This window comes from Halorubrum yunnanense (genome assembly GCF_026586675.1).
Taxonomy (GTDB): Archaea; Halobacteriota; Halobacteria; order Halobacteriales; family Haloferacaceae; genus Halorubrum; species Halorubrum yunnanense.
Genome location: NZ_JAODIX010000003.1, coordinates 1 through 11865 on the forward strand (window position 1 = coordinate 1; position 11865 = coordinate 11865).

An 11865-nucleotide genomic window follows, 5' to 3' on the forward strand; every position below is an offset into this window, starting at 1 on the left:
GGTGTCCTTGTCCTCTTCGACTCGATAGCGACAGCTCAGCAGTATCAACAATCTCCTACAGAAGAGCGTTAGATATATTACGTGAATGAGAGGGTGTAGTCGCTCTGTAGATCCGTTTGCTGACTAACCTGGAATGTCCGGTCTAGAAGGACAGACTCACTGGGTTGGTGGATAATACGAATACGGATCTCACTCTCGGATGCAACTTCATTACTGTCACTGCTGCTGAGCGCAGCTGTTGTTGAATCACCAACAGTGAGTCTCTGTCCAATAATTCCATCTGCAGAATCACTACCCGAGCTCACGATAACGTTGAGAGAGTCAGCCGCGATCTCGTCACCTCCACCGTGCTCAATTGTGATATTGTCTGCGGCGCTGTCTGCGTAGTCAATCTCAGCGCTTAACTGAGCAGTCGGCTGACTGTCACCGAGCGAGTCACCCAGACCGAGCACGAACGTCCCGATGACGGCGGCCAGAATCACGGTGATTGCGACCATGAGTATGACTCCAATAACGGGACTCACGGCACGGTCGTCGGAGTTGTATAGGTTGCTTGGTTTCATGTTTGAACCCAGCAGTCCACCGATGGAACGGGCTCTCCGTTCGGATCGGTCAGCTGGTTACTTATCAATAGGTAGGCCCCGCTTATGTAGTTACTGCCATAAATATCAGGGGCGAAAATTAGGTCCACACGGTCAGATTCGCTGACGTGTGACCGCTGTACGTGCGCCTGACGGCGCAGGTCCTCGCGCGAACCGAACTACGCGCCCGCGGTGACGCCGGGCGAACGGATACACGCCGCGGAGGTCCGCGGTGCCTTCGAGCTCGTCGGCGTCGAGACGAGGAGTCGGAACGCGGACGTCCCGGGCCGCGCGACCGAGATCGTGTCCACCGCCGACGGCACGGATCGGTCTGGCGGCGGTCAGATGTGTATCAGCCGAACCCTCGGTACAAAGCAGAATCGGACGAGACCGAGGGAACCGAAAACGCCGGGAAACCGCGATTGGGTCGCCTCAGAACGTCTCGAGGTAGCGGTCCTCCTCCCACTCGGAGACCTGGGTGAGGTACTCGCTGAACTCCTGGGACTTCGCCTCGGCGAACTTCTCGGAGGTGTGCGGGCCGAGCGCCGCCTGAAGCACCTCATCCGTCTCCAGCTCCTCGACCGCGGCGCCGAGGTTCGGCGGGAGCGTCTCGATGCCGTACTCCTGACGCTTGTCGTCGTCGAACTCGTAAATGTCTTCCCGGACCGGATCGCCCGGGTCGGCCTCGGTCTTGATCCCGTTGAGGCCGGCGGCGATGAGCGACGCCATCCCGAGGTAGGGGTTACAGGACGGGTCCGGACTGCGGACCTCGAACCGGGCGGAGACGCCGGCGGCGTCGGGCACGCGGACGAGCGCCGAGCGGTTCGTGTCGGACCACGCGACGTAGATGGGCGCCTCGTAGCCGGGCACCAGGCGCTTGTAGGAGTTCACGGTCGGGTTGGTGACGGCCGTGAACGCCTTGGCGTGGTTCAGGATGCCGCCCATGAACTGGTAGGCCGTCTCGCTCAGGTTGAACTCGTCCGAGTCGTCGGCGAACGCGTTGCCGTCCTCGTCGAACAGCGAGATGTGGCTGTGCATCCCCGAGCCGTTGATGTCGGCGATGGGCTTGGGCATGAACGTCGCGTGGAGGTCGTGCTGCTCGGCGACCGCGCGGACGACCGCGCGGAACGTCGCGATGTTGTCCGCGGTCGTGAGCGCGTCGTCGTACTTGAAGTTGATCTCGTGTTGGCCCTCGGCGACCTCGTGGTGGGAGGCTTCGATCTCGAAGCCCATCTCTTCGAGGGTGAAGATGATCTCCTTGCGCACGTCGGAGGCGAGGTCCTTCGGCGCGAGGTCGAAGTAGCCGCCGTTGTCGTGCGGGATGGTGGTCGCGTTGCCGTCGTCATCCTTCTCGAACAGGAAGAACTCCGGCTCGGGACCGATCGAGACGGAGTACCCCATCTCCTCGGCCTCTTCGAGGACGCTCTTCAGCACCTGGCGCGGCCCGCCGGCGAACGGTTCGCCGTCGGTGTCGACGATGTCACAGATGAGCCGCGCGGCCCCGCTGTCGCCGTTCCCGTCGCTGCGCCACGGGAGCACCGCGAACGTGTCGGGGTCGGGGACGAGCCGCATGTCCGACTCCTGGATGCGCACGAACCCCTCGATGGAGGAGCCGTCGAAGTAGATCCCCTCGGTGAACGCCTTCTCCGCCTGGTGGGCGGGCACGGAGACGTTCTTCACGACGCCGAGGATGTCGGTGAACTGGAGCCGTAGGAAATCGACGTTCTCTTCCTCGATCTCGTCGAGTACTGCCTGTTCTTCGGCCGTGAGGCCGCCGTCCGGTTTCGCGTGTTCGTCCGTCATGTTCTGGACGCTTCGTTAGTTATCTGCCAGTATAAAGGCCTTATCGCTTGGCGCATGAACCGCCAGTGCGGCAATACTGCTGGACGTTCGTAAAATTATAAACCCCCGAATGCGTGGATCGGTGTGATGACGTACGAAAACCTCGATGCAAAACTCGTCAACTCGCTTCTCAGCAACGGCCGCGCCAGTCTCCGGAGCCTCGGCGACGACCTCGACGTCTCCGTGACCACCGTCTCGAATCACCTCCGCGACCTCGAAGACGAGGGCGTGATCCGGGGGTACACACCCATCGTCGACTACGACAAGCTCGGCTACGACGTGACGGCCGTGCTCCAGCTGAAGGTGGAGGGGAGCGCCCTCCCCGACGTGACCGAGAAGCTCAAACAGGAGAAACAGATGGTGAGCGTCTACGAGGTCACGGGCGACTACGACGTGATCGCCATCGGAAAGTTCACCGACACGGACGGGATGAACGACCAGATCAAGTCGATCCTCACCGACGCCGACATCCGCGAGTCGAACACGAGCGTCGTGCTCAACGCGGTCACGGAAAACGAGCAGTTCGACCTCGACCTGAACGAGGAGTGACCCGACCGCGGCGGGAGTAGTTCGACCGCTCGACCGCTTACTGCCGCCCGGCCGCCGCCTCCAGGACCTCCACGGCCGGCAGCGGCTCGCCCGTCAGCGCGCGGATGTACGCCCCGCCAGCGATCGACACGTGCGAGAAGTCGCTCTCGTTCATCCCGTACATCTCGATCGCCCGCGAGGTGTCGCCGCCGCCGACGACCGAGAAGCAGTCGGCCCCGGCGATGGCCTCGAGCACGCCGACGGTACCGTCGGCGAACCGCTCGTCCTCGAAGACGCCGAGCGCCCCCTTCACGAACACCGCGTCGGACTCGCGGACGGCGGGCTCGTAGGCCGCGACCGTCTCCGAGCCCACGTCGAGGTACCCCGCCTCTTTCTCGTCGATGTCGTTGACGGCGACCTCCGCGCGCTCGCCGTCGGCGCCCTCGTACGCGAGATCCGTCGCCAGCCGGAGCGCGTCGCCGCGCTCGTCGAGGACCGACTCGATCAGCTCGCGGTTCGCCTCCCACTGCTCGTCGAACAGGTCCGTCCCGCCGACGTCGTGCCCGACCGGGTGACCGGCGGCGCGCAAGAAGAGCTCGCCGGCGACGCCGCCGAGCAGGAACCGGTCGACCCGGTCGTCTAAGGCGTCCATCACGCCGATTACGTCGGTCGCCTTCGTCCCGCCGACGACCATCGTCACCGGCCCGTCGAACTCGCGGGTCGCGATGGCCGTGTTGGCCTCGTACTCCGTCTCCATCACGCGGCCCGCGTACGCGGGGAGGACGAGCGGGAACCCGACCAGTGAGGCGTGCTTCCGGTGGGCCGCCGAGTAGGCGTCGTTGACGTACGCGTCGAAGCGCGGCGCCAGCGTCCGCACGAACTCCGTTTCGGCCTTCGCCTCGGGCGACTCCTCGGGGAGCTCGTCGTCGCACATCCGGGCGTTCTCCAACAGGAGGACCTCGCCCGCGTCGAGCGCGTCGACGGCCGAAAGCGCCGCCTCGCCGTACGTGTCCTCGACGAATGCGACGTCGCGGCCGACGCGCTCCGAGAGGATCGCGGCGTGGCCCGCGAGCGACGTGAAGTCGTCGCGGCCCGGGCGGCCCTGGTGGGCCAGCAGGACGACGCGGTGGCCCGCCTCGGCGAGCTCGCGGACCGTCTCCGCGTGGCGCTCGAAGCGCCGGTTCGTCTGCGGTTCTCCGTCCTCGATCGGCGAGTTGAGGTCGAGCCGAACGAGGACGCGCGAGTCTGTCGGGATGTCGTCGATGGTGTCGAAGGTTGCCATGGGTGAACGGTCGTCGACGAGATATTTAACGAGTGGTTCTCCGGGGCGACACTGCCGCCGGGGGTGTCAGGCCGTCCGGTCGCCGGCTGCGAGCAGGCGATTACGCCTCGTCCTGCACGTACGCGGCCATATCGAGCATCCGGTTCGAGAAGCCGTACTCGTTGTCGTACCAGGTGAGGACCTTCAGGAGCTTCCCGCCGGCGATGACGTTCGTCGACTGGAGGTCGACGTAGCTGGAGAAGGGGAGCCCCGCGATGTCGCTGGAGACGACTTCCTCGTCGGTGTAGCCGAGCACGCCCGCGAGCGGGCCGGAGTCGGCGGCGTCGCGGAAGGCGGCGTTGACTTCCTCGGCGGTGACGGTCTCGTCGAGGCTCACGACGAACTCGGTGATCGACCCTGTCGGGACCGGGACGCGCATCGCCATCCCGTCGATCTTCCCCTCGAGCTGGGGGAGGACCTCCTGCGCGGCGCCTGCGGCGCCCGTGGAGGTGGGGACGATGTTCTCGGCGGCCGCGCGCCCGCGACGGCGCTTGGTCATCGGGCTGTCGATCAGGCTCTGCGAGCCGGTGTACGCGTGGACGGTGGTGAGCGTGCCGGCGTCGACGCCGAACTCCGCGTCGAGCACCTTCGCGACCGGCGTGATGGAGTTTGTCGTACAGGAGGCGTTCGAGATGACGTCGTCGCCCTCGTACTCGTCGTGGTTGACACCGTAGACGAGCTGTTTGACCGGCTCCTCGCCCTTCGGCGGCGCCGAGATGATGACCGTGTCCGCGCCGCCCTCGAGGTGCGCGCTCGCGTCCTCGCGCGTCCGGAAGACGCCCGTACACTCTAGGGTGACGTCCACGCCGAGCTCGTCCCACGGGAGATCCGCGGGGTCCTGTACGTTGTACAGCGGGACCGAGGTATCGCCGATCGCCAGCGCGTCGCCGTCGCGCTCGACGCCCTCGAGCCGTCCCATGACGGTGTCGTACTTCGCGAGGTACGCCATGTCATCGAAGTCCATCACGTCGTTGATGCCGACGAGATCGATGCGGGGCGACTCCAGCACCGCACGGAACACGTTTCGGCCGATCCGACCGAACCCGTTGAGCCCCACTCGAACGATCTCGTCGTCGCTCACGTCTTCGGCCGCGTCGAGATACGATTTACTCATATTTGAAAAAGGCGAGCCCCAGATACTTAAATCCGGGCGAGTCGCCCGCGAGATGGTCACTATCGTTCGATTTCCTTACGTACGGTATCGACCCCCGGGGATCCCACCGGCCAAAACGGCGACCGACAGAAGGCTTATCGGGGTCACTATCTTCAATTTGGGTATGGACAGAGACGACCGTGACGATCCGTTCGGCGATTTCTTCGAGGAAATCGAACGGATGATGAACGAGATGGCGAGCGGAGAACCGGGCACCGAGGACGCCGGCTTCGGATCGGCGACGCACGTGGACGCCTACGCCACCGACGACGGCGTGCGGCTCGTCGCCGACCTCCCCGCCGTCTCGAAAGAGGAGCTCTCCCTGCAGTGCGACGGCGAGGCGCTCACTATCTCCGCGGCTTCCGACCGGCGGGAGTACGACGAGACCGTCGACCTCCCGGTCCCCGTCGACGAGCACTCCGCGAACGCGACGTTCAACAACGGCGTCCTCGAGGTCACCTTCGACCGCGACGACGACTCCGCGTCGATCGACCTCACGTAGTCGCCGCCCCGCTTTATGTTCTTGCGGCGGTCCGCTCGATGAGCCCCGCCAGCCGGTCGTAGAAACCGGGCTCGTACTTCGTCGCCGCGTCCACCGTCGGGCGTGCGTTGGTCTCGTTGACGACGAGCCGGTCGCCCGCCGCGAGCAGGTCGACGCCGAGGTAGTCGATCCCGAGAACGTCGGCGGCCCGCTCGGCGAGCTCCCGGCCGCGCTCCGGGAGGTCGACCCCGGTCGCCTCCGCCCCCCGGTGGACGTTGTGCTTCCATCGGCCCCGCTCTCTGGCGTCCGCGGAGAGCTCTCGACGCACCGCCCCGGCGTACGCGCCGTCGACGATCATCGCGCGGTAGTCGCGCGCGTCGGGGAGAAACTCTTGGATCAGGTACGACTTGTCGCCGGTCGCGCGGTAGTCGTGGACGAGGTTCAGGTAGTCGACGACGCCGAGGAGCGAGTCGAGGTCGCCCGCGGTCGCGACACCGACGCCCCGGGTGGCGGAGTTCGGCTTGACGACGACGGGGTACGAGAACGCGGCGACGGCCTCGGTGACCGCCGCCTCGTCGACGGGGTTCGACACCAGCGTCGTCCGCGGCGTCGGGAGCCCGGCGTCGTCGAGCGCGGCGAGAACCCCCGCCTTGTTCCGCGAGGCGAGCACCGCGTCGCGGCCGTTGACCCACGGGACCGACAGCCGCGCGTCGACGACGGCGCCCTCCATGAGCCGCGAGGGGTAGACGAATCCGACGTCGAAGCCGTCGAACTCGGCCTCGTCGGAGTCGTCGCCTCCGCCGCCGCCCCGCTCCCCGTCCGAAACGCGGAGCGACCGCTCTTTCGTCTGCACGTGCTTGACGGTGATTCCGCGCGCCGCGAGGGGCTCGCGCACCCGGTCGAACGTCTCCGCGTCGGTCGTCATCGCGAGCCGGAGCATACGCTCGCTCGGACCCGTTCGAACTTAACAACGGCGCGGCGGTCGGCGGTTGCTCGCCGGCCCCGCGGGGCGGTCGGTCTCGCCGTGCGCCGGCGTCGACCCCGTGACGCCGGCGGGTCGCTTCGCGCGCGCCCGGATCTTCGCCCGGGCTACTGCAGGTGGCCTTCCTCGCGGAGCTGCTCCGCCTCGCTCTTCTCGTAGCGCCACGCGATGTCGCCCTTCTCGTCTTGCCAGTCCCACGGCTCGACGAGGACGATGTCGTCCTCGCGGATCCAGACCCGCTTCTGCATCCGTCCCGGGATGCGCGCGGTCCGCTCTTTCCCGTCCGCGCAGCGGACGCGCACCCGGTTCGCGCCGAGCATCTCGACGACCTCCGCGAACACTTCGTCGTCGTCGGGCATCCGGAGGTCGTTTCGGCCGTCGCCGTCTCCGTCGCTCATGCGTACGCGGTGATACGCGTTCCCGGAAATAAAAGGGCCGCTCTCGCCCGGAAGCGCCCTTTTTAAATCGCGACGGCGGGGATCGGGGGGTATGCGCGACACGCTCGGACTCACCGGCCTCGTCGGCGTCGCTCTCCTCGTCCTCGCGGTCGGCCTCCTGACCGCCTACGACCCCGTCGTCGGCGGCGGGATCGCCCTCCTGCTGGCGGGGCTCGGACTGATCGCGAAGGGCGTCGCCGACTCGGCGATGCGCACCTTCGGGCTCAAGTAGCCGGCCCGCTCACGCCGCACGGCCTCCGCGCCCCGAACCCCCGCTCACGCCGCACGGCCTCCGCGCCCCGAACCCCCGCTCACGCCGCTCCCGAAAAGGTAATAATCGGCGACCGCCGTGGGAGGTTATGGTCGAAGTACCCGCGGTCGCGGTCGAACTCGCGGAACTCCTCGCCGTCACCCTCGGGGCCGGCGCGGCCTCGGCGGTCGGTATCGTGCTCGAACGGTTCGGACTCTCCGCGGCCTCCACGGGCGATCTCATGCTCGGCGCGTGGGCGGTCGCGATGGGCCTGCTCGCGCTGTACGTCGGAGTCGTCGCACTCGGCTACGAGCAGGCGCTCCCCCGGCTACGGCGGCTCGCCGCCGGCGAGTAGCGCCGAGAAGCCGACCCGCGGTCGATCGGTTATAACTCTCCGCTCGCCGCCAGCTCTCGAACCGTCTCCGCCCGCTCTCGGATCTCGGCCCACTCCGCGTCGTCCTTGTTGTCGACGTGCGAGTACATCAGCCCCATCCGCCCGGTGCCGCGGAGCGTCTCCTCGTTCTCCTTTAAGAAGTCCCAGTAGAGGGCGTTGAACGGGCACGCGCCCTCGCCCGTCGTCCGGGAGACCGTGTACGGACACGACGCGCAGTGGTCGCTCATCCGGTTCACGTAGTTCCCAGAGGAAGCGTACGGCTTCGAGGAGAGGACGTCGGTCCCGAACGACCCCATCGCGACGACGTTCGGCGTCGTCACCCAGTGGTACGCGTCGACGAACCCGAGGTGGAACCACTCGTTCAACTCGCCGGGGTCGACGCCGTAGATCAGCGCGAAGTTCGACAGTACCATCAGCCGCTCGATGTGGTGGGCGTAGCCGTACTCGCGGACGTGACCCACCGCCTCCGACAGGCAGAGCATGTCGGTGTCGCCGTCCCAGTACGCCGGCGGGAGCTCCCGCGACTGGTCCAGCTGGTTCGCCGTCGCCAAGCCCGGCATCGCCTCGCGGTAGACGTGCCGCATGAACTCCCGCCAGCCGATGAGCTGCCTGATGACCCCCTCGGCCGCGTTGAGCGGGACCGGTGGGCGGTCGGCGTCGTCGCCCGCGTCCGTGTCGCCGTCGCTCGCGTCGGCGCCGTCGGCGGCACCGCTCTCGGCCGCGTCCGTGCCGCCGCCTCCCGCCGAAAACGCGTCCAGCGTTGTCGCTCCCGAGCCCCCGTCCGCCGCGTCGTCGGGGTCGTACGCGCCCGGCTCGGCCCCACGCGTCTCGTACGCCTCCTCTACCGCCCGAACGGGCTCGTGCGGGTCGAGGAGGCCGAGGTTGATCGCGGGCGACAACAGGGAGTGTGAGAGGAACGGCTCGCCCGTCGTCATCGCGTCCTCGTACCGGCCGAACGACGGCAGCCGATCGCGGACGAACGCGTCGAGCGCCGCCCGGGCCTCTCCGCGGGTGACCGGCCACGCGAACCCGTCGAGGGAATCGTCTCCCCACGTCTCGAAGCGGTCGCGGACCCACGCGTGCGTCTCGCGGGTGAGCCCGTCGGGCTCGAACCGCGGCCGCTCCGGGGGCTCCCAGTCGTCCGGGGGCGTCTCCTGGTTCAGGTCGTCGTAGTTCCACTCGCCGCCGACCGGCTCGTCGCCGTCCATCAGCACGCCCGTCTCACGGCGGACGTGGCGGTACCAGCCCTCCTGTCGGTAGCTCCGCTCGGCGGTCCCGTCCTCGGCGACGAGCGGTTCGGATCCGCCCCCACCCTCTCCGTCCCGCTCGCCCGCCCACTCGCGCCAGTCCGCGGGCGTCGTCCAGAACAGCTCGTTTTCGAGCAGCTCCAGCGACCCGCCCCGCTCGACGACGAGCTCGCGGAGGCGCTCGCCCGCGCCGTGGCTCGCGGGCCGCATCAGTCGGAGGTCGGCCTCGGACCGGTCGGCCAGGAACTCGTCGAGGCCCTCGCCGAACGACTCGGCCTCGAGGTACGTCACGTCGCGGCCGCGTTCGCGGAGCTCGTCCCGGAAGTGGCGCATCGCGGAGAAGACGAGGGTCAGCTTGTGGGCGTGGTACGGCTTCCGGTCGGCGAAGCCGTGCGCCTCGATCAACAGCACCTCGTCGACGTCGTCGAGCGCGTCGAGGTCGGGGTTGAGCTGGTCGCCGAGCAGCCACAGGACCGTTCGATCGCTCACAGCAGATCACACGGGCCCCGGGGGCTTAGCTCCCGGGGGAAATCGGAGCCGTCTCGCTCGCCCCGCGGGTGGTTTTTTGTCTCGGCTCCGCCTGCTCGGGGTATGGAGTACACCACCCTCGGCGACACCGGGATGACGGTGTCGAAGATCTGTCTCGGCTGCATGAGCTTCGGCGACTCGGACTGGCGCGAGTGGGTCCTCAACGAGGAGGAAGGGAAGGAGATCGTTGAGCGCGCCCTCGAACTCGGGGTGACGTTCTTCGACACCGCTAACATGTACTCGAACGGCGAGTCGGAGCGCGTCCTCGGCGAGGCGCTGGAAGGGCATCGCGAGGAGACCGTCGTCGCCACGAAGGGGTATTTCCAGATGGACGCGTCGAACCCGAACTCGGGCGGGCTCTCGCGGAAGGCGATCGAACAGGAGCTGCAGAACAGCCTCGATCGACTGGGGATGGACACGATCGACCTCTATCAGATCCACCGCTGGGACGACGACACGCCGATCGAGGAGACGCTCGCCGCGCTCGACGACGCGGTCCGGCGCGGTGACGTGCGGTACATCGGCGCCTCCTCGATGTGGGCCCACCAGTTCGCCGAGTCGCTGCACACGAGCGAGCGGGAGGGGTACGAGCGGTTCGCCACGATGCAGAACCACTACAACCTCGCGTACCGCGAGGAGGAGCGCGAGACCCTCCCGCTCTGTGAGAAGGAGGGGATCGGCGTGATGCCGTGGAGCCCGCTCGCGCGCGGCTACCTCACCCGACCGCACGAGGCGGTCGACGCCACGCTGCGCGGGGAGACGGAAGAGTACCTCTACGAACACCCCTACCGCGAGGGCGGCGGCCCGACGGTCAACGAGCGCGTCGCGGAGTTGGCCGACGAGAAGGGCGTGAAGATGGCCCAGATCGCGTTGGCGTGGCTGTTCCACAAAGACTGGGTCGACACGCCCATCGTCGGCACGACCAGCGTCGAACACCTGGAGGACGCCGTCGAGGCGCTCGACATGGATCTGTCGTCCTCCGACGTGGAGTGGCTGGAGGAGCCGTACGAGCCGGTCCGCGTCTCCGGACACGAGTGACCGACTTCAGTGTGTGAACGATCACCTATAACCTACCTCTCACCTGTTTTACCCACCTTTGTGACGTTTTAGGGATATTGTGGCAATCTATTAGTGTGGCAACAGCTACCATGAATATATGAGCGACGACACGGAACACTCTCCGGTCCCGTCGAGCACCGAGTACGCGCGCAGTCGGACGCGGTGTCCGAACTGCGGCGACCACGTACCGGCGGTCGGTCGCGACGCGGAGACGACGGAGTGCCCGAACTGTCACCGGCCGGTTCGCGCCTGACGCCCGAAACGGCGCGTCGACGCGGCAGCGGCGTAACCGACCGCCCCATTATAAACGCGGCGTCGAGAGGCGGAGCAACAACCCTTTTCGGCCGGGCTACCGAACCGCTTCCCATGGCAGACGACGAGACCACCGACGCCGACGCCGGCGAGGAACAGGGCGGTAACGCCGCCGAAAACCAGGGCGGCGACGCGGACGGAGAGGACGCCGAGGAGAAGTCCTTCCGCGAGCGCGTCGAGGAGATCCGCGAGCGACGCGAGCAGGAGCGCGAGGAAGGCGACCGCCCCGATCCGGAGGAGATGATGGGCGGCGGCGGTCCGGGCGGGGCGGGCGGGGCGGGCGGCCCGCCGGGAATGGGCGGCGGCGGCGGCGGCAACCCCTTCGCGCAGATGATGTCCGGCATGATGGGCGGCGGCGGTCCGGGCGGGGCGGGCGGCCCGCCGGGGATGGGCGGCGGTCCCGGCGGCCGTGGCGAGGAGGGCGAGGACCAGGCCGGTAACGAGGAGCTCGTCCGCGAGGTGCGCCAGCTCCGCGACGAGGTCCGCGACGCGACCCGCCAGCTCCAGCGGATCGCGCAGGCGCTCGAAGACGACTGACTCGACAGTCCCGATTCTGCTTCATATTCAGGCGCGCCGAAGCGGTACGCTCGTCCGTTGATCGATTTCGGGAGTGAGTGTTGCAGAGCAGTTGCTGCGATAGAATATTTAAATAACCATGAGTGACGCCGACGCTCTTTTATAAATGACCGTGGCAGCGGCGCGCCCCGGTGAGCGCCTGAAGGGCGCGAACCGCCGGTGCGAGGGAGTCGC

General features: G+C 67.4%; 14 protein-coding genes. 7 read left to right on the plus strand and 7 right to left on the minus strand.

Going from position 1 to position 11865, the window contains the following annotated elements:
• Positions 1–77: 77 nt before the first annotated feature.
• Positions 78–497 (minus strand): type IV pilin domain-containing protein, encoded by a 420-nt coding sequence (locus N5096_RS01000; protein WP_417448655.1) that lies wholly within the window; start codon positions 495–497, stop codon positions 78–80.
• 516 nt (positions 498–1013) lie between these two features.
• On the minus strand, positions 1014–2384 hold the full coding sequence (gene glnA / locus N5096_RS01005; RefSeq protein ID WP_267662482.1) for a type I glutamate--ammonia ligase: 1371 nt from the start codon (positions 2382–2384) through the stop codon (positions 1014–1016).
• A gap of 126 nt (positions 2385–2510) precedes the next feature.
• Between glnA and lrp the strand changes: the two genes are divergently transcribed.
• A complete protein-coding gene (gene lrp / locus N5096_RS01010; RefSeq protein WP_267662483.1) occupies positions 2511–2972 on the plus strand; it encodes an HTH-type transcriptional regulator Lrp in 462 nt (153 codons plus the stop codon).
• 37 nt (positions 2973–3009) lie between these two features.
• Here lrp and N5096_RS01015 read toward each other — a convergent pair whose 3' ends face one another.
• Together N5096_RS01015 and gap are read right to left on the minus strand one after the other, a co-directional pair.
• Entirely contained in the window at positions 3010–4233 is a 1224-nt protein-coding gene (locus N5096_RS01015) for a phosphoglycerate kinase (RefSeq protein ID WP_267662484.1), read from the minus strand.
• Between the two features lie 100 nt (positions 4234–4333).
• Positions 4334–5386, minus strand: a complete 1053-nt coding sequence (gene gap, locus N5096_RS01020) for a type I glyceraldehyde-3-phosphate dehydrogenase (RefSeq protein WP_267662485.1) — start codon at positions 5384–5386, stop codon at positions 4334–4336.
• A gap of 163 nt (positions 5387–5549) precedes the next feature.
• Here gap and N5096_RS01025 point away from each other — a divergent pair, with 163 nt between their 5' ends.
• Complete coding sequence (locus N5096_RS01025; protein ID WP_267662486.1) at positions 5550–5927, plus strand: Hsp20/alpha crystallin family protein; 378 nt, start codon at positions 5550–5552, stop codon at positions 5925–5927.
• Positions 5928–5940: 13 nt separating this feature from the next.
• Here the strand turns inward: N5096_RS01025 and N5096_RS01030 are convergent, their stop codons facing one another.
• Both N5096_RS01030 and eif1A read right to left on the minus strand, forming a co-directional pair.
• On the minus strand, positions 5941–6846 hold the full coding sequence (locus N5096_RS01030) for an ATP-grasp domain-containing protein (RefSeq protein ID WP_267662487.1): 906 nt from the start codon (positions 6844–6846) through the stop codon (positions 5941–5943).
• A 149-nt stretch (positions 6847–6995) separates the two neighbouring features.
• Entirely contained in the window at positions 6996–7286 is a 291-nt protein-coding gene (gene eif1A, locus N5096_RS01035) for a translation initiation factor eIF-1A (RefSeq protein WP_267662488.1), read from the minus strand.
• 91 nt (positions 7287–7377) lie between these two features.
• On the opposite strand from eif1A, the gene N5096_RS01040 reads away from it, so the two are divergent.
• Positions 7378–7557, plus strand: coding sequence for a DUF7470 family protein (locus N5096_RS01040; RefSeq protein ID WP_267662489.1), 180 nt, complete (start codon positions 7378–7380; stop codon positions 7555–7557).
• 127 nt (positions 7558–7684) lie between these two features.
• Positions 7685–7930 (plus strand): DUF8151 family protein, encoded by a 246-nt coding sequence (locus N5096_RS01045; protein WP_267662490.1) that lies wholly within the window; start codon positions 7685–7687, stop codon positions 7928–7930.
• Between the two features lie 29 nt (positions 7931–7959).
• On the opposite strand, the gene N5096_RS01050 is transcribed toward N5096_RS01045, so the two are convergent.
• The gene (locus N5096_RS01050; RefSeq protein WP_267662491.1) at positions 7960–9705 is read right to left on the minus strand and encodes a cryptochrome/photolyase family protein; all 1746 of its coding nucleotides are present in this window, start codon (positions 9703–9705) and stop codon (positions 7960–7962) included.
• A 102-nt stretch (positions 9706–9807) separates the two neighbouring features.
• Between N5096_RS01050 and N5096_RS01055 the strand changes: the two genes are divergently transcribed.
• The 3 genes from N5096_RS01055 (at position 9808) to N5096_RS01065 (ending at position 11652) form a co-directional block, all read left to right on the plus strand.
• Positions 9808–10782: an aldo/keto reductase gene (locus N5096_RS01055; protein WP_267662492.1), complete on the plus strand. Its 975-nt coding sequence runs from the start codon at positions 9808–9810 to the stop codon at positions 10780–10782.
• A gap of 118 nt (positions 10783–10900) precedes the next feature.
• Positions 10901–11056, plus strand: coding sequence for a hypothetical protein (locus N5096_RS01060; protein ID WP_267662493.1), 156 nt, complete (start codon positions 10901–10903; stop codon positions 11054–11056).
• Between the two features lie 113 nt (positions 11057–11169).
• Positions 11170–11652, plus strand: coding sequence for a hypothetical protein (locus tag N5096_RS01065; protein WP_267662494.1), 483 nt, complete (start codon positions 11170–11172; stop codon positions 11650–11652).
• Positions 11653–11865 lie beyond the last annotated feature (213 nt).